Origin of the sequence: Caldibacillus thermoamylovorans (assembly GCF_000751775.1) — a bacterium.
GTDB classification, from domain to species: domain Bacteria; phylum Bacillota; class Bacilli; order Bacillales; family Caldibacillaceae; genus Caldifermentibacillus; species Caldifermentibacillus hisashii.
In genome coordinates this window covers 153721-172431 of record NZ_CCRF01000045.1, presented here as the reverse complement: position 1 = coordinate 172431, position 18711 = coordinate 153721, and the positions used below count along the sequence as shown (strand labels likewise).

Sequence of the window (18711 nt, the reverse complement as noted above, 5' to 3'; positions counted from 1 at the left end):
GCCTATTGAATGACCACCTCCCAATACAAGGGAAACGGTCGGTTTAGATAAGGATGCGAGCATTTCTGCAATGGCTAAACCGGCCTCTACATCTCCTCCAACTGTATTTAAAATAATCAGTAACCCCTCAATTTTTGGATTTTGTTCAATCGCAACAATTTGTGGAATGACATGTTCGTATTTCGTTGTTTTATTTTGCGGCGGCAGCTGTAAGTGCCCTTCTATTTGACCGACGATTGATAAACAATGAATATTGGAATCATTGGACAAACTAGGGACATTCGTTTGTCCAAGTTGTTGAATTTTTTCCATCAATGGAGACATCGGTGCTTCTGTTTTTGGAATCTCCTTTTGCGGGTTCTCTTGTTCTTGATTGTACTTCATATTCATAAACGAAACTCCTTCCAATCGTGATACGTATAGTATGAACGACAATTACAATTTCATGCGAATTGAAAGACTTTCCGTTTCAATAATAAAGCGAAAATGACTGTTATACTTCCATAATGATTGGAATGATCATTGGTTTTCGTTTTGTTTTACTAAAAAGGTAACTATTTAATGATTCTCGCATTTCTTGTTTTATATTGGACCATTCAAAGTTATGGAGTTTTATGTTCTTTGTAACAATATCTTTTACCATTTTGGTTACCTGTCCCATTAATTCTTCTGATTCCCTAACATAAACAAAACCTCTTGAAATAATTTCAGGACCGGAGACAACTTTCTTTTCGTTCCTATTAATTGAGACAACAACAATTAAAATCCCATCTTGGGAGAGCACTTTTCGATCACGTAAAACGATATTGCCGACATCACCTACACCGCTGCCGTCAATTAATATATTACCGGCAGTGACACGACCGTTTTGCCTAATTTGGCCATTTTTTATTTCAATTACATCCCCTTTTTCCGGTATAAAAATACAATCACGATCAACGCCCATCTTCTCGGCAATATTCGCATGTGCTTTTAACATTCTATATTCACCGTGAATGGGGATAAAAAATTTCGGTCTCATTAAATTAATCATTAATTTCAATTCTTCTTCCCGACCGTGTCCACTTACATGCACTTTTGGACCGATAATGACATTGGCACCGGCTCGAAACAGCATATCAACCGTCCGGATTAAAAATATTTCGCCACCACGATGGGGAGAAGCTGCAATTAAAACCGTATCATTCTTTTCGATTTGGAGTAGTTTATGAGATCGTTTAACCATTTTTTGGAGTGCTTCCAACGGTTCACCTTGATGCCCGCTCATCAGAATCGCAATTTCATAGGGCTTATATTTTCCCATATCTTCATAGCGAATGATTAAATCTTCATGAACCTCCAAATACCCTAACTGTTGTGTTATTTGAAACACATGCTGCAATGTCTTACCAACAATAACCACTTTTCTGCCGGATTGGAAACTGGCATTTAACAGTCGTTGGATGGCATTGACGGATGATGCATAGCACGCGAAAATAACCCGCCCCTCTGCTTTTTCAAAAACTTCTTCAACTGAATTTTCTACTTGTACTTCTGACGGGGTATAGCCGACTTTCTCAGCTTCCGTACTGTCGGAAAGTAAACAAAGAACCCCTTTTTCACCGATCTTCGCCATTTTGTTAATACTTGCACGGTATTGTTCAGTAGCACTTTGGTCAAATTTAAAATCACCGGTATAAACAATCGATCCGTTTTCCGTTTCAATTTGAATACCTACTGAATCAGGTATACTGTGATTCACCCGAAAAAAGGAAATATTGGCATGTGTAAATGAAAGACGAGTGTTCTCATCAATTTCACGGAATTCATATGGTAATCGACTATTTTTTTCTTGTAATTTCTCTTTCGTTAAAGCAAGTGTCAACTTTGTCCCAAATATTGGAACAGATAATTTGTCTAAAAAGTAAAGAAGTGCACCGGTATGATCTTCATGTCCATGGGATAAAAAGATGCCGCGTAATCGGGTTCGGTTTTCCAACAAGTAAGTAATATCCGGAATCACAATATCAATTCCAAACATTTCATCTTCGGGATACATTAAACCGGCATCGATAACAAATAAATCATCTTCCACCTCGATCACGTACATATTTTTACCAAGTTCTCCCACTCCACCTAAAGGAATGATTCTGATTTTTTGTGTTGTTTTGTTCAAATAAAACAGCCTCCTGTTAGTATATAATAAAATAAATAATTTTCAGCAATTAAACCAACCAAACTACCTTTTTGGATGATTACCACGAGAAATTTCAACTAAATATCATTGAATCTTATGTATTCAAACGCAAAAAATTGTACTTTGCTCGTTAGGTTTTTAAAATGGGGGGAATATATCAATTATGTATTTTTATCATAACTTTTTCATCGATTGTTTACAAATAACCCGATGAAAAAGATATCCTGTCTTCATTCCACTGCAAAATTTTTTGGACTTATTTCATTTTATCATAGTTTACTGATTATAATATGAATATAATAATCGGGACACCCGATTGTGAAGAGGTCCTAAGTTGGTTTTTGTTCATTTATCCAACTAAGAACTTTCACATGTATGGATGTCCCGTAATTTTAACATTTTTTGGATCGAATAAAATTGATTGTACCAAAAAGTATATTTTCTAAAAAATTTATGCTTAGAATCAATATTTCTTCAAACTATACAGGTTGCACATGATACTTTGTGAAAATGATTTAGAAAATCCTTTTTAGGTATTAATGATCAAGCGTCTTTAACAATTCTGCCAATTCATTCCGTTCCTTTTCTGTTAGTGGAACAAGAGGCAAACGGACGGAACCGACATTTAAACCTTTTAATTGTAATGCGGTTTTTACCGGAGCCGGACTAGGGGCGGCAAACAATCCTTTCATAATTGGCAAAAGCTTTTGATGCCATTTTGCTGCCTCTGTAACATTTCCCGAGAAAAACGCTTGAATCATTTGTTGCATTTCATTCCCAATGATATGCGCAGCAACAGAAACAACACCGACACCACCGATGGAAAGAGTCGGCAGCGCTAAACTGTCGTCCCCACAATATAAAACGCAATCATCCGGCGTATTTGCTATGATTTGAGTCATTTGCACAAGATTTCCGCTCGCTTCTTTCACCGCTTTTATGTTTGGGACTTCGCTCAAACGGATGATTGTTTCCGGCTCAATATTAACTGACGAACGACCCGGAATATTATAAATCATAACTGGTAAACTCGTACTTTCGGCAATTGCCTTAAAATGCTGATACAAACCTTCTTGATTCGGCTTATTATAATAAGGAGCAACGAGTAAAATGGCATCGACACCAATGTCCTCGGCTTTTTTCGTTAATTCAATCGAGTCCCTTGTGTTATAGTTACCGGTCCCGGCGATAACAGGAACTCGTTTATCAACTACGTTTACAACATGTTTAAATAATGCCGCTTTTTCCTCAAAAGTCAAAGTCGGTGATTCACCGGTTGTACCTGAGATGACAAGCGAATCACTGCCATTTTTCAGCAAATATTCAACCAAATGTGATGTTTTTTGAAAATCAATATTCCCTTTTGCATCAAAGGGAGTAACCATCGCGGTAGATATTCGTCCAAAAATGCTCATTTTCTTCACTCCTTCATTTTGTTTATAAATGAGCTTTTTTCATCAATCGCCTCAACATCGATTTCGGCTTTTTCCAGTTGAAAAGCATCATGAAGTGCATTGACCGCTTTTTTTAGATCATCCTGTTTTACTAATACCCAGATTGTTGTATAACTGTCAGCTGATTGTAAAATTCGAATCCCTTGATTTGATAATGCCGTTACGATTTTCGATGCAACACCAGGTACGCCGGTAATTCCTGCGCCAACGACCGACACCTTTGCACAATGTTTTTCTAAATATGGTTCATATCCTAATAATTCCAGAGTTGCTTTCGCTTTATCGGCCATATCGTCACTCACTGTATAGACGACATCATTCGGTGATATATTTATGAAATCTACCGAAATTTGCTCCGAAGCCATCGCCTTAAATACTTCCACCTGTAAATTAAATTGACCTTTTTTTGCCAATACTTTTATTTGCGTTACGTTGGAGACATGGGCGATTCCAGTGACTAATCTTTCCTTGATATCCGTTCCCCGTTTTATTTTTGATAACTTTGTAACCAATGTCCCTTTTGCATCTGAATAAGTAGAGCGCACACGAATCGGAACATCTGCTTGCATAGCGATTTCTACTGCTCGCGGGTGAATGACTTTTGCCCCCTGATAGGCTAAATTGCTCACTTCATTATACGTAACAATATCTAGTGGGCGAGCCTTTTCAGTCAATTTTGGATCAGCTGTCATGACTCCGGCTACATCTGTAAAAATATCGATCCAATCGGCTTGTAACGCTGCCCCCAAGGCTGCTGCAGATGTATCACTGCCGCCGCGTCCAATCGTTGTCATATCGCCATTAGCGGTGATTCCTTGAAATCCGGCAACCACAACGACATCATGAGATTCAAGTTCCTTTAATAACCGGGTCGTATCCATTTCGACAATTTTTGCATTTGTAAAATCATCGTTTGTGCGGAATCCCGCTTGAGCCCCGGTTAATGAGGCAGCTTTGATCCCGTTTTCCAGCAACATTTCTGTAAAAACAACCGACGAGATTACTTCTCCGCATGACATAAGGATATCTTGTTCGCGCTTTGATACTTTTGTATTTGAACCGCCGACAAGGGAGAGCAAAGTATCTGTTGCATAAGGGTCGCCCATTCTTCCCATGGCGGAAACAACGACAACCGATTTATATCCTTCTTCAATTACTTTTTTTATATGTTTTAATGCATGCAAACGGTTTTCTTCTGTTCGTACAGAGGTACCGCCAAATTTTTGTACGATAATTTTTCTCATATAACACCTCAACCAAAAAAAAGTTATGCCAATAGTCGTATTTCATTATCCCACCTTAACGGCGAGTTAAGACCCCCACCTCAAGATTTTGAGATTACAATAAAGATGGGTGGGGATGAGGCAAACTCCACTGATGGAAGTTTCACTTTATCCCGCACAAACGGTCACTAAATCTTCCTCTTAAGTCTTAAATAAAATCAAAGATGTAAAGAGGAAGATAAGTTCCCGTAAGTGCCCGATTGGTTCAACTAACCATCAGCGGGAAGAATCCCACTGATGGAAGTTTCACTTTATTATTTATTAAGCAGACCGAGTCTTATTAAACTTTCGGCAATTTGCACAGAATTCCATGCCGCTCCTTTTAGTAAATTGTCGGAAACAACCCACATGTGAAAGCCATTTTTTTCATCTAAGTCTTTACGAATCCGACCAACAAACACATCACGTTGACCGACAGCGTTCGTTGCCAACGGATAAATTTGCTCACTCGGATTATCCTCCAGAACAATCCCCGGGGCAGTAGATAAAAGATTTCTAATTTCTAAAGTACTTACGTGATCTGTTTCAACTTCAAAATAAACCGATTCGGAATGTCCGGACGCTACCGGAATACGGACACAAGTAGCCGCTACTTTGAGTTCGGGCATATGCATAATTTTTTTCGTTTCATTAATCATTTTCATTTCTTCAAAAGTAAAACCGTTATCTTGGAAAACATCAATTTGCGGAATCGCATTAAAAGCAATTTGATAATGTTTTTTATCATTTTTTACAGGCAGAATCTTTGCTTGAGCTTCTTTATTATCTAAAACATCTTTTGTTTGACTGTACAATTCTTGAACAGCTTGGTTACCTGCACCGCTTACTGCTTGGTAAGTTGAGACAATGACTCTATTTAAACCGAATTTTTGGCGAATCGGTTCCAAAGCGACTACCATTTGGATCGTCGAACAGTTTGGATTTGCAATAATTCCTTGGTGTTTTTGCAAGTCTTCTTCATTTACTTCAGGTACAACCAATGGTACATCCGGATCCATTCGAAATGCACTTGTATTATCAACGACAATTGCTCCTCTTTTCACAGCTTCCGGAGCCAATTGTTTCGAAACACTTCCACCCGCAGAAAATAAAGCAATATCTACACCTTCAAAACTTTCCGGTTTTGCTTCGTGAACAGTTATTGTTTCACCTTTAAATTGAACTGTTTTTCCGGCAGAACGAGCTGAGGATAGTAAAGTTAATTTTGATATTGGAAAATCCCTTTCTATCAATGTTTTAATCATTTGTTCGCCTACTGCACCGGTGGCTCCAACAACTGCAACATGATAACGATTATTTGCCATTTGTTTTTCCCCTTCCACTCTTGACCATTTCATTTTATCGTTTTAAAAAAAGGGAATCGAATATAGCCTAATTCGATTTCCCATCACACGTCACAACGTGTTAACCTGATTTATCCTATATTTTATCATACTCCAGGAAATTATGGATAATTTTTTTGTTTTAAAAATATATTGGAAGTGGACAATTGATAATTTATCTTAACATATTGTTGCTTCAATTGAAATACGTCTATTTTTTATACCGTTCAATCAATACCGGTTGAATTTGTTTATGTTCTAAAGCAGCTTCTACCGTTTCAAGCAGTAGAGTCATGTCAGCAACCATTGATTTCGGTTTATTATAAGGATCATCTTGGCCAAATGGAATAAAGTATATATCCTTTGCCGCGATGAGTCGCATCAGGTTTACACCATTCAGACCAAGCGCATCATTCGTTGAGATTCCAAGTACGACCGGTCGGTGATTTCTCATGGTTGCCTTTGCAGCCATTAACACCGGAGAATCTGTTAATGCGTTTGCCATTTTACTTATCGAGTTTCCCGTCATGGGTGCTATGACCATGCAATCGAGGGGATATGTTGGCCCAAGCGGCTCTGCGTCGACAATATTATCAATGACTTTATTACCGGTTGCTCTTTCAATTTTTTCAATCCACTCTTCTCCGGATCCAAATCTGGTCGTTGTATTTTTTACCGTCCAAGTAACGATCGGTACGACTTCTGCGCCATTTTCTACTAATTTAACAATTTCCGGTAAAACTTGATCATACGTACAGTGGGATGCGGTTAATCCAAAACCGATTCTTTTTCCTTCTACTTTCATTTTACGTTCCCCTTTCTTTTTAATAAATCATCATGTAATAACTCGACGAGAACATTGGCCAAAATTTGTCCGGCTGTCTTCGGAGCAACAATACCCGGCAAACTCGGGGTTAAAATAGCCTTAATCCCCCGTTTTTCTGCATAGCGAAAATCCGTTCCTCCCGGTTTGGAAGCTATATCGATAATCAGTGTGTGATGAGGCATTTTTGAAATGACATTTGCAGTTACGACTAAGTGAGGGATTGTATTGATGACAATATCTGCATCTTTTACAAATTCTTCAAGATCGTTAAGATGGAAAGAATCCAAACCCATTTCTTCGATTCGAGCAATATGTTCTGCGTTCCTGACACCTACTTTTAATTTTGCTCCAAGTCCATGAAAAACTCTGGAGATCGTCATTCCATTGCGCCCGAAACCGAGAACAACCGTCTTGGAACCGTGAATGGTAAAGTCAGTATTTTGAATGACGAGCATAATGATACCTTCTACCGTCGGAATCGAGTTATAGATGGCTACATCATTACGGTCAAATATTAATTCTAATTTTCTTCCTGCCTTTTGTGTAATTTTCGTCAAATAAGTATTCGTAATCCCGGAATAAATGGTACAATGCGGTGGTGTTTTGCTTATTTTATTTTCGTCTATGCGAATATGTTCATTAGAAAAGATGGTATCGATTTCCCCATCTAAACTTGTACCTGCGACAGGTAATATAATTGCATCTATCTCCTGCCAATTTATCTCATCAATTTTTTCTTTAACAGCTCCTGTAAAAGAATGATCCAGTTGTTCATAACCAATCAAAGATATCTTCGCACCCAGTTCGCTTAATTTTCGGATGACCTCAATTTGTCTAGCGTCACCACCCATAATCACTATGTGCAAACCTGTTAACATGAAGTATTTTCACCTTCTTCGTTACAATTTCCAAGAACCATGACACCAAATTCTTTATTATCATATGATGTCTTTTATCTATGTGTGTGTTGGAAATTTTTCCTTTCTAATTTTATAAAAAAAAGCAACCGATTTTACTCGATTGCTTATTGCTAATTTTTAATCTTCATATTCTTCATCCGGGAAATCAATGATAATCATATCTGTCCCGATTTTTTTTATATATTTCCAGGGTACACGAATTTCTCCTTGTGCCTTACGAAATTGAAACCATTTTCCTGTTGGAATGATTAAAGCGACTATCTGCCCGGTTTGTTCATTGATTTCCAAGTCGGTTTGACCGAGGACACCTAATCTCTCGGCTTTTTTTACGTCAACGATTTCCTTACCTCCCAATTCACTCAAGCGCAATTCACTCACCCTTTCCTGTCCTTCTTTTTATAATGTATTAGCAGTTCGATCATTTTAGAAGGGCAGGACAAGCAGGAATGTGATTTTGTCGTTGGAAGCTGACAAGATGAATATTGAATCATTTACAGCAATTGTGGTATTTTTCCATCCGGGCTAATCAAGGCAACTGAGGCTTTTTCAGTAAAAATTTCCTTTATCATTCGATCGACATCCTCTTTTTGTACTGCATCGATCATATCAATAATTTCATCCAAAGTCTGATGTTTTCTTAATAACAATTCATTTTTCCCATTTCGACTCATGCGACTGTTGGTACCTTCTAAGCCGAGCATTAAGTTCCCTTTCAGCTGTTCTTTGCTGTTGGTTAATTCTTTTTCAGAAATTCCTTCTTTTACGAACAAGTGTAGCGTTTCTTGAATAGTTTCATATAAACTATCCAATTGATTTGCTCCGGTTCCTCCATATATGGCTAAATATCCACTGTCCTCGAACGCTGTGTGATAAGAATACACAGAGTAGGCCAAGCCTCTTTTTTCACGTACTTCTTGAAAAAGTCTGCTGCTCATGCTTCCACCAAGAACATTGTTGGCAATAATTACCGAATAGATATCTTCATGACCAAACGGAAGGCCTTGAAAACCTATACATAGATGAGCCTGTTCCGTTTCTTTTTTTCGCGCAAGTTTTTCTTGATAAAAAGACGGTTTTTCAATCCGGAATTGTTCTTTCCCACCTTCATAATGTCCAAAGCGTGCTTCAACATCATTAATAAATATTTCATTAATATTCCCGGCAATAGAGACGACAACATTTTCCGGTCTGTATGCATGATGCATATACTGCCTTAATGTGTCTCCGGAAAATGTTTGCAATGTTTCTTCTATACCTAATATCGGATAACCTAAGGGATGATTACCGTAAATAGCTTTGCTTAATAAATCATGGACAATATCATCCGGCGTATCTTCGTACATTTTAATTTCTTCCAAGACAACGCCTTTTTCTTTCGCAATTTCATTTTCATCAAATACCGAATGAAAGAACATGTCTGCCAATAAGTCTAATGCTACTTTCGTATGGGTGTCTAATACTTTGGCATAATAACAAGTATATTCTTTTGAAGTGAACGCATTAACTTGTCCGCCGATCCGATCAAAGGACTCAGCAATCTCTTGTGCCGAACGATTTTCTGTTCCTTTAAAAAACATATGTTCAAGGAAATGTGAAATACCGTTTTGCTCTCTTGTTTCGTACCGTGAACCGGTTTTTACCCAAATCCCAATGGCCACAGACCGGACTGTCGGTATTTCTTCAAGTACAATCCGAACGCCATTTTGACAAGTATATTTTTTTATCAAGTAAGTTCCTCCTAATTCAGAGCTATTCTATATTTATTATTACGTCTTCAATAATTTTTATTAATCAAACCCGTGAGTAAAAATTATAAATGAACTTTTTATCAACGATGAATATATGTATTTGATTGCTACATATATCAACTGCCCGATTCACTTGTTCTGTAATTCAACCGTTTTTCATCAAGCAGGTTAGAAACCGTTCCGATCTTGTACCCTTTTTCGTTTATTTCAGTTAACAACTTCTCAAGAGCCGCATCCGTTGAACGGGTCGGGTGAGCCAAAATGATTGCGCCGTTATGCAATTGTTTTAGAACACGGTTTAACAAAGTAGAAACCGGGGGATCTCGCCAGTCGATCGTGTCCACCGTCCACATAATTGTTTTCATATCCATATCATTTGCGATTTCGACCGTTTTATCATGATAACTTCCACTCGGCGGTGCAAAAAGTGCAGGTGCCTTACCAATTGTCGCACGAATGATTTCATTCGTATCTGCCAATTCCTTTTTGGTTCGGTCATTGCTTATTGTTTTCATATCCGGATGGCTGTAAGAATGATTCCCGATCTCATGGCCGCCTTCATCAATCATTTTGACTAGGTCGGGATTTTCCTTGGCCCAACGTCCTTCAAGAAAAAATGTGGCTTGAACATTGTGCTTTTTCAACGTAGCCAATATGGAAGATAAATATTCATTACCCCACGCAACATTAATCGTCAAAGCGATCATTGGTTTGTCAGGATGTCCGCGGTAGATTGGTGCAGGTGGCAAATCTTCTAAATGAACTTTAGGCGAGACTTGTTTAAATATAAGTTTATTTTCATCAAAGACACCATCTTCTTTCATTTTATCATAGGAAGCATCTATATCAACTTTCAAGCCATTATAACCTGGCATTTTTTTCCATACACGATCAATTTTGGCATCTTGAGGTGGAACTTCATATTGCGCTGATTTTTCTTCAATTTCAATCAATAAAGCATCTTTTACTGAAGACACAGTCATAGCGTCAGAACGTAATTTTTCCACATATGTATCGGATAAAGGATTTTTCACGATTAAAAATGATAAAAAGCCGATAATAATGATCGCCGAAAGCTTCTGGTATATGTTTTTTCCCATACTTCATCCCCCCTATCCAATCGTATGAATGGATAGGACAAGATAGAACGTTTGGAGGGATAAAATCTTTGATAAATGAAAAATGGACCTACTCGCTTGAGAAAGTCCAGTCTTAAATATAACAGAGGAAATGAAGTTAAATCAACTTAAGGTTCATTTCCATCAATTAAAGATTATTTTTGCTTTTGTTCACGTAAGGCAGCTTTTCGTGACAGATTAATTCTTCCATGTTTATCAATTTCGGTAACCTTCACAAGGATTTCATCATCAATTTTGACAACATCCTCTACTTTACCGACTCGTTCTTCGGCAAGTTCAGAAATATGAACAAGTCCATCTTTTCCATTTAAAATTTCAACAAATGCCCCAAATTTTTCAATCCTTTTAACTTTACCCAAATAAATTTTCCCTACTTCTACTTCTTGGACAATATTTTCAATGATTTTTTGGGCTTTTTCATTCATTTCCTGATCACTGGAGGCAATATAAACGGTACCGTCTTGTTCAATATCAATTTTAACGCCTGTTTCTTCGATAATTTTTTTCACTTGTTTCCCGCTTGGTCCGATCACATCACCAATTTTTTCAGGATTAATCTTTATGGATAGAATTTTCGGTGCAAATTTTGATAATTGTTTACGAGGCTCGCTTATTGTTGATAACATATGTTCCAAAATTTGCATCCGGCCTTTTTTCGCTTGTTGCAGCGCCTCTTCTAAAATTTCACGGGAAAGACCTTCAATTTTAATATCCATTTGTAAGGCAGTTACACCTTTGGAAGTTCCTGCAACTTTAAAGTCCATATCGCCGAGATGATCTTCCATTCCTTGGATGTCAGTTAAAATTGTATAATGTTCGCCCGATTTAACCAGTCCCATCGCAATACCGGCAACCGGTGCCTTAATTGGAACCCCTGCATCCATCAATGCTAAAGTAGAACCGCAAATACTTGCTTGGGACGTAGAACCATTGGATTCTAATACTTCAGAAACAAGCCGAATGGTGTAAGGAAATTCCTTCTCGGATGGAATAACCGGTTCTAAAGCACGTTCGCCTAAAGCACCATGTCCAATTTCTCGGCGTCCGGGTCCACCCATTCGTCCGGTTTCCCCGACTGAAAACGGCGGAAAATTATAATGATGCATAAAACGTTTTGATTCTTCTAACCCTAATCCGTCTAAAACTTGGACATCACCTAATGCACCAAGCGTACAAACACTTAATGCTTGTGTCTGACCGCGTGTAAATAAACCGGATCCGTGGGCTCTTGGTAATAAACCGACCGCTGATGATAATGGACGGATTTCATCAATTTTTCGGCCATCCGGACGAATTTTTTCAACGGTAATCAACCGTCTTACTTCTTCCTTAACAATCTTATCAAGAACGGATTTTACTTGTTTTAATGTTTCTTCGTCCGCTTCTTCACTTTCGTATTTCGCCAAAACTTCATTTTTCACAGCTTCGATAGCATCTTCCCGTGCATGTTTTTCGGGAACTTGGATCGCCTGAATCATTTCTTTTTCACAAAGACTCTTTACGGCAGTTTCAATTTCCTGATCAATTTCAAATAAAACAACATCCATTTTTTCTTTTCCGACTTCAGCCATGATTTGCTCTTGGAATGCAATTAGTCGCTTAATTTCTTCGTGACCAAACATGATTGCTTCCAACATAATTTCTTCAGGTACCTCATTAGCGCCTGCTTCAACCATATTAATGGCATCCTTTGTACCTGCAACAGTTAAATGAATATCGCTTTTTTCAGCTTGTTCAACGGTCGGGTTAATGATAAACTCACCATCGACTCTGCCGACTACAACACCTGCTATCGGGCCTTGAAACGGAATATCGGATATTGAAAGTGCAATTGACGACCCGACCATGGCAGCCATTTCAGTCGAACAATCTTGATCAACACTCATGACAACACTGACCACTTGAACTTCATTTCGAAAACCATCGGGGAATAGCGGTCGAATCGGTCTGTCAATCAGACGGCTGGAGAGAATCGCATGTTCACTCGGTCGCCCTTCCCTTTTTATAAATCCCCCCGGTATTTTCCCTACTGCATACAGTCGCTCTTCATAATTTACAGTTAAAGGGAAAAAGTCAACAGTTTTCGGATCTTTCGATGCAGTCGCTGTGCAAAGAACTGCACTTTCTCCATATCGGACTAGACAGGCACCGTTCGCTTGTTTCGCTAATTGACCAATTTCAATTGTAAGCGGTCTGCCACCCCAATTATAGGAGAATGTATGTTTCTCACTTTCCATAAATGAACTCCTTTCATTATTTTTATTTTGAAACGTCTTGTTATGTATTGTTAACAAAACTCCAATTGACATAATCGTCAGTTTCTGGAACAACAGTTACGATATTTGTATCCTAATAAAAAAGCGGGATTATCCCGCTTTTTTCTATCGGCGCAAACCTAATTTGTTGATCAACTCACGGTAACGTTGTACATCATTATTTCGCAAGTAAGCTAACAGGTTACGACGTTTTCCTACCATTTTCATCAAACCGCGACGAGAATGATGGTCTTTCTTATGCGTTTTTAAATGCTCATTCAACAAGTTAATTTTTTCAGTAAGAATGGCAATTTGAACTTCCGGTGATCCGGTATCATTTTCATGCGTTTTGAACTCCGCAATAATTTCATTTTTACGTTCTTGTGTCAATGCCATTATATTCACCTCCATATTTTTCTAATCCCCTTTGCTGAGCGAGCGTCGGAGTTATCGGCATGCCAAGCAAAGGTTCGTATCATACGGTATATAGAATACTACTTTTTATTCAAAAATGCAAGCAACACTATCCATTCTTCCATTCCGAAATGACTATTTTTGTAAAAAAGAAGGAAAGCAAAGCATATTGTTTAAAAATTACCTATTAAAGTATTTAATCGCATCTTGTTTATCTTTACCGATTTGTTCAACAAGTTTATCTATCACATCAAACTTTAATTCATCTCTCAACCGTTTACGCCATTCAAGAATAATCGGCTTTCCATATATATCTCTGTCAAAGTCGATTAAATGAACTTCAATAAAACGCTCCGTTTGTTGTTCATTAAAAGTCGGATTGTAGCCGATACTTGCGACGCCTTCTTCCCATTTTCCATCTACTAATAACCGGACAATATAAACACCGTTCACCGGAAGTATATATCGTTCATGAATCATGAGATTGGCCGTTGGAAAACCTAATTGTTTTCCCCGTTTTTTCCCGTGAATAACAAACCCGCAAACTGAATAAAATCTCCCTAAATAGTCAGGCACTTCATCGACATGACCTTTTTGGATTAAATCCCGGATAAGCGTGGAACTGATTTTTAAATCATTTTTTGCTACCTTACCAATCGTTTGATGTGAAAAGCGGCCCTTACTATATGTTTCTATATTATCCATTGTCCCTTTTCCGAATTTACCATATGTATAATCAAATCCGGCGACTAAATGCTGGACATTCAATTGAATAATATAATTATTAATAAATTCTTCCGGAGAGAAATTAGCTAATGTTCTTGTAAAAGGGACAATAAATAAATAATCAAATCCGAGTTGTTCAATTAATTGAATTTTATCATTGAGCAAAGTAATATATTTGACTTCTTCAGGATTATCCCCAAGGACGGCTTTTGGTGAAGGGTCAAATGTCATCACACCGCTTTTTAAACCTTTTTCTTCTGCCGTCGATTTTGCCGTTAACATGACCGTTCGGTGGCCAATATGTACACCGTCAAAATAACCGATTGCCAATGACAGTGGTGGTAATGATTCTTTTTTTAAATTATTGGGTATTTGTAGTCGTATGATTTCCACTGATGAACTCACCTTTCGTTTCAATTCCCTACGAAAACACGATCAGGCTTCAAGATCCCTTGCTTAGTTGGATGGTGTTTATAAATGGCTAATATTTTCCCCTTGTAATAAACAGCAATAGGACCAAGGGTATAAAGTAAATGATCAGGTATAGGAATAAGTGCACCATTTTTTACTCTATTAGCTAATGTATCATGAATTTCATATTTCGGCAATTGAAACAAAACAGATTCAATCGGTAAAAAGATTTCGTTCGTTAATCCTTTGGTAATTTTCTCTTCAATTTGTTCAAATGTTAAACATTGCTCCTGTTCTATTCCACCGGCTGATGTTCGAACAAGCTTTGACATATGGGCAGGATAACCTAACAATTCCCCGATCATCACAGCCAAAGTGCGTATATACGTTCCTTTACTGCATTTTACATGGACGGAAAAGCGGATGAATTCCCCGTTAAATATTTCGTTATCATCCAGCAGCTCCAATGCATAGATGGTAACAGTCCGTTCAGGTCTTTCTATCTCTATTCCTTCCCGAGCATATTCATATAATCTTTTCCCATTGACTTTTACTGCTGAATACATCGGTGGTATTTGGGTAATCTCCCCGGTAAGTTGTTTTAAAGCTTTCAAAATTTCATCTCTTGTAATTGGCTGTTTGACGGGCTTCGTTTGTACGATGTCTCCGTCACTGTCTTCTGTCGTTGTTGAGATGCCAATCGTTATTTCTGCTTGATAACATTTTCCAAAATTTGTTACATATTGAACAATTTTAGTTGCTTCTCCTACACATATTGGCAGTACACCGGTCACATTTGGATCGAGCGTACCACTATGTCCAACTTTTTTTGTACTTACTAATTTCCTGATTTTTATTACACAATCATGTGAGGTCATGCCTTTTGGTTTCCATAACGGAATAACGCCATTCATTTTTTCACCTGACTTTCTCCTAAGGAAAACGAAGGGCAATCCAAAAAGTTTCTGTTTTCGTATGAAAAGATATCGTTTCGCTAATTATCTCTTTATACAAAATAACGGAAATGAAACTTTGGATAGCCCTCTAAAACAAATTATTCTTCACCTTGAACTTCATCTTTATGAAGTTGATGGATCAATGTTTCGATATGATTTCCATAATCAATTGATTCATCAAATTCGAATAGGATTTCCGGTGTTTTTCTTAAACGGATGCGTCGACCAATCTCAGAACGGATAAAACCTTTTGCCTTTGTTAATCCAATGAGGGACTCTTCTTTCTGTTTATCATCGCCCAAAACAGAAATAAATACTTTTGCCTGTTGAAGGTCGCCTGTCACTTCTACATCCGTTACAGTAACAAATCCGACTCGCGGATCTTTAATTTTCCGGCTAATTATTTCACTCAGTTCTTTTTTCATCTGTTCGCCAACTTGTTTTGCACGTATGTTCAAGTTTATCACCTCTAGTTTAAAACCATTCAAAAACTGTTTCGGTTCTTTCAATTTCCGGAAATGAATCTATGAGTGCTAATCCTTTTTGCAATTCCTGTTCAGCAACGGTTCTTGATGAGCCAACAGTTACTAAAACCAATTTCGTCCTTTGCCATACATTTTGTTGATCCACTTCTGCAATGGCAATATTATAACGGTTTTGAATTCGTGCAATGATTTTCTTTAGTACTGAACGTTTTTCTTTTAAAGATTGGGCATCATAGATTATGCACTCAACTGAAGCCGAAAGTATCATTTCGCATTAATTTCCTCCATGATATACGCTTCAATTATATCGCCTTCTTTAATATCATTGAAGTTTTTTATAGTAATCCCGCATTCATATCCCTGACTGACTTCCTTCACATCATCTTTGAATCGTTTCAGCGAGTCTATTTCACCTTCAAAAATGACAATTCCGTTGCGAATTAGCCGAACAGAGCTATCTCTTGTCACTTTGCCGTCTGTTACATAAGAACCGGCAATTGTACCAACTTTTGAAACTTTAAATGTTGTCCGCACTTCAGCTTGGCCGATTACTTTCTCTTGATATTCCGGATCCAATAAACCTTTCATTGCTTGTTCAATTTCATCAATAACCTTATAGATGATCCGGTGTAAGCGAATGTCGACCTTTTCTTCTTCTGCCATTCGTTTTGCATTTGGATTTGGTCTGACATTGAAGCCGACAATAATGGCATTCGATGCTGTGGCCAAGATAATATCTGATTCGGTGATTGCCCCGACGCCGGTATGAATAATGTTTACTTTTGCGCCTTCCACATCGATTTTTTGTAAAGAAGCAACTAATGCTTCGGCTGATCCTTGAACATCAGCTTTAACGATAATGTTCAGTTCTTTCAATTCACCTTGTTTCATTTGTTCAAATAATTTATCAAGGCTTACCCGAGCTGTCTCGTTTCTCGTTTCCTGCAGTGCTTTTTGGCTGCGTGCTTCGCCAACTTGACGAGCGGTTTTTTCATCCTCTAATACGACAAATCGATCGCCCGCTTGAGGAACTTCATTTAAGCCGGTAATCTCGACAGCTGCAGATGGACCTGCTTCTTTTACCCGTCGACCGCGGTCATTAACCATAGCCCGAACACGTCCATAAGTATTGCCGACAACAATCGGATCGCCGATTTTCAATGTTCCGTTTTGAACAAGCAGTGTTGCGACTGAACCTCTTCCTTTATCAAGTTTTGCTTCAATGACGGTTCCGTATGCATTCCGATTCGGGTTTGCCTTCAATTCTTCCATTTCACTGACAAGCAGAATCATTTCCAACAATTGATCAATTCCCTTACCGGTTAAAGCTGAGATCGGAACAAAAATCGTATCCCCGCCCCAATCTTCGGCAATCAATCCATATTCCGATAATTCTTGCATGACCCGTTCTGGATTGGCATCCGGCTTATCAATTTTGTTGACTGCAACAATGATCGGAACATCCGCAGCTTTGGCATGGTTAATGGCTTCGACCGTTTGCGGCATGACACCATCATCCGCTGCAACAACTAAAATAGTGATATCGGTCACTTGAGCCCCACGTGCCCGCATCGTTGTAAATGCAGCATGCCCGGGCGTATCAAGGAAAGTAATTTTTTTCTGGTTAATTTCTACTTGATAGGCACCGATATGTTGCGTAATGCCACCGGCTTCACCTTGGGTAACCTTTGTATGGCGGATTGAGTCAAGTAAAGTCGTTTTGCCGTGGTCAACATGACCCATAATCGTTACAACAGGAGGACGTTCGCTCAAATTTTCCGGACTATCCTCTGTAATAAAAGATTCTAAATCGGATATATCGACGCTGGCTTTTTCCTCGACTTCCACACCATATTCACTTGTAATCAACTCAATAGCATCTTTATCTAATTCTTGGTTAATTGTGGCAATGACTCCAAGCATAAATAGTTTTTTTATGATTTCAGATGGTTCCCGATGCAATTTTTTCGCCAATTCCGCAACTGTGAGAGTATCTGTGTATGAAATTTTCTTAGGAAGTTCCTTTTCTTTTCTCACAGGTGGAGTTTGGACTGGTGAACTACTCTTTTTCTTTTGTCCCGATTTCGCCTTGTTTTTATTTCGATTAAAAGCTTTGTTTTCTTTTGATCGAAACTCTTGATCGTATTTTTTCCCTTCCTTATTTTTAGGAGGTGTTTTTACTTTGACCCTGTTAGGAATAGCAACATCATCTAATACTTCTTCATCTGCAATTACTGGAGTTGGCACCTTTTTTGCAGTTGGTTTTATTTTTGCTTGGGTTGTTTTTTTATTTGAATTTTGTGAACGATTTTTATTCGATTGGGTGCCACCCTTTGATTTTTGTTTATTTTCCCTTGTTTGTGGTTTGTTTCTATTAGTCTGTTTATTTTCTGATTGTTTATTTGTCATAGGCTCTTTCGTTGATTTTGACTTTCCTTTCCCAAAAGTTTCATCTAATTGTTTTATGGCACTCGGTTCAATTGTTGTCATATGGTTGGACACTTCTATATTTAGTTCTTTCAATTTTTCAATAACGACTTTACTTGTAACATTGTTTTTCTTTGCATATTCATATACACGCATTTTCGTCATTGTT

General features: G+C 38.0%; 17 protein-coding genes. All 17 read right to left on the bottom strand.

All coding sequences use genetic code 11. The annotated features are described in order from the left end of the window. The coding region (locus tag BT1A1_RS07930; protein ID WP_197057085.1) for a ClpP family protease at window positions 1-324 on the bottom strand (324 nt) is incomplete at its 3' end. A gap of 169 nt (window positions 325-493) precedes the next feature. Next, the gene (locus BT1A1_RS07925) at window positions 494-2155 is read right to left on the bottom strand and encodes a ribonuclease J (protein ID WP_034769849.1); all 1662 of its coding nucleotides are present in this window, start codon (window positions 2153-2155) and stop codon (window positions 494-496) included. A gap of 557 nt (window positions 2156-2712) precedes the next feature. Next, window positions 2713-3591: a 4-hydroxy-tetrahydrodipicolinate synthase gene (dapA, locus tag BT1A1_RS07920; protein ID WP_034769847.1), complete on the bottom strand. Its 879-nt coding sequence runs from the start codon at window positions 3589-3591 to the stop codon at window positions 2713-2715. Window positions 3592-3596: 5 nt separating this feature from the next. Then, window positions 3597-4874 (bottom strand): aspartate kinase, encoded by a 1278-nt coding sequence (dapG, locus tag BT1A1_RS07915; RefSeq protein ID WP_034769846.1) that lies wholly within the window; start codon window positions 4872-4874, stop codon window positions 3597-3599. Window positions 4875-5167: 293 nt separating this feature from the next. Then, window positions 5168-6217, bottom strand: coding sequence for an aspartate-semialdehyde dehydrogenase (locus BT1A1_RS07910; RefSeq protein ID WP_034769844.1), 1050 nt, complete (start codon window positions 6215-6217; stop codon window positions 5168-5170). A 229-nt stretch (window positions 6218-6446) separates the two neighbouring features. Continuing rightward, a complete protein-coding gene (locus BT1A1_RS07905) occupies window positions 6447-7040 on the bottom strand; it encodes a dipicolinate synthase subunit B (RefSeq protein WP_034769843.1) in 594 nt (197 codons plus the stop codon). Beyond that, window positions 7037-7939, bottom strand: a complete 903-nt coding sequence (gene dpaA, locus BT1A1_RS07900; protein WP_034769841.1) for a dipicolinic acid synthetase subunit A — start codon at window positions 7937-7939, stop codon at window positions 7037-7039. The genes BT1A1_RS07905 and dpaA overlap by 4 nt, the downstream gene beginning before the upstream one ends. Window positions 7940-8098: 159 nt before the next feature. Next, window positions 8099-8350, bottom strand: a complete 252-nt coding sequence (locus BT1A1_RS07895) for a YlmC/YmxH family sporulation protein (protein ID WP_034769870.1) — start codon at window positions 8348-8350, stop codon at window positions 8099-8101. A gap of 122 nt (window positions 8351-8472) precedes the next feature. Beyond that, on the bottom strand, window positions 8473-9708 hold the full coding sequence (locus BT1A1_RS07890; protein WP_034769839.1) for a M16 family metallopeptidase: 1236 nt from the start codon (window positions 9706-9708) through the stop codon (window positions 8473-8475). A 137-nt stretch (window positions 9709-9845) separates the two neighbouring features. Beyond that, entirely contained in the window at window positions 9846-10829 is a 984-nt protein-coding gene (locus BT1A1_RS07885) for a polysaccharide deacetylase family protein (RefSeq protein ID WP_034769837.1), read from the bottom strand. A gap of 173 nt (window positions 10830-11002) precedes the next feature. Beyond that, entirely contained in the window at window positions 11003-13105 is a 2103-nt protein-coding gene (gene pnp / locus BT1A1_RS07880) for a polyribonucleotide nucleotidyltransferase (protein ID WP_034769836.1), read from the bottom strand. Between the two features lie 144 nt (window positions 13106-13249). Next, complete coding sequence (gene rpsO, locus BT1A1_RS07875; RefSeq protein ID WP_034769835.1) at window positions 13250-13519, bottom strand: 30S ribosomal protein S15; 270 nt, start codon at window positions 13517-13519, stop codon at window positions 13250-13252. A gap of 198 nt (window positions 13520-13717) precedes the next feature. Then, window positions 13718-14656, bottom strand: a complete 939-nt coding sequence (gene ribF / locus BT1A1_RS07870; protein WP_034769834.1) for a riboflavin biosynthesis protein RibF — start codon at window positions 14654-14656, stop codon at window positions 13718-13720. 20 nt (window positions 14657-14676) lie between these two features. Further along, the gene (gene truB / locus BT1A1_RS07865) at window positions 14677-15588 is read right to left on the bottom strand and encodes a tRNA pseudouridine(55) synthase TruB (RefSeq protein ID WP_034769833.1); all 912 of its coding nucleotides are present in this window, start codon (window positions 15586-15588) and stop codon (window positions 14677-14679) included. Between the two features lie 140 nt (window positions 15589-15728). Continuing rightward, complete coding sequence (rbfA, locus tag BT1A1_RS07860; RefSeq protein WP_034769831.1) at window positions 15729-16088, bottom strand: 30S ribosome-binding factor RbfA; 360 nt, start codon at window positions 16086-16088, stop codon at window positions 15729-15731. Window positions 16089-16104: 16 nt separating this feature from the next. After that, on the bottom strand, window positions 16105-16383 hold the full coding sequence (locus tag BT1A1_RS07855; RefSeq protein ID WP_034769830.1) for a DUF503 domain-containing protein: 279 nt from the start codon (window positions 16381-16383) through the stop codon (window positions 16105-16107). Then, on the bottom strand, window positions 16380-18707 hold the full coding sequence (gene infB / locus BT1A1_RS07850) for a translation initiation factor IF-2 (protein WP_034769829.1): 2328 nt from the start codon (window positions 18705-18707) through the stop codon (window positions 16380-16382). Before infB ends, BT1A1_RS07855 begins: the two co-directional genes overlap by 4 nt. Window positions 18708-18711 lie beyond the last annotated feature (4 nt).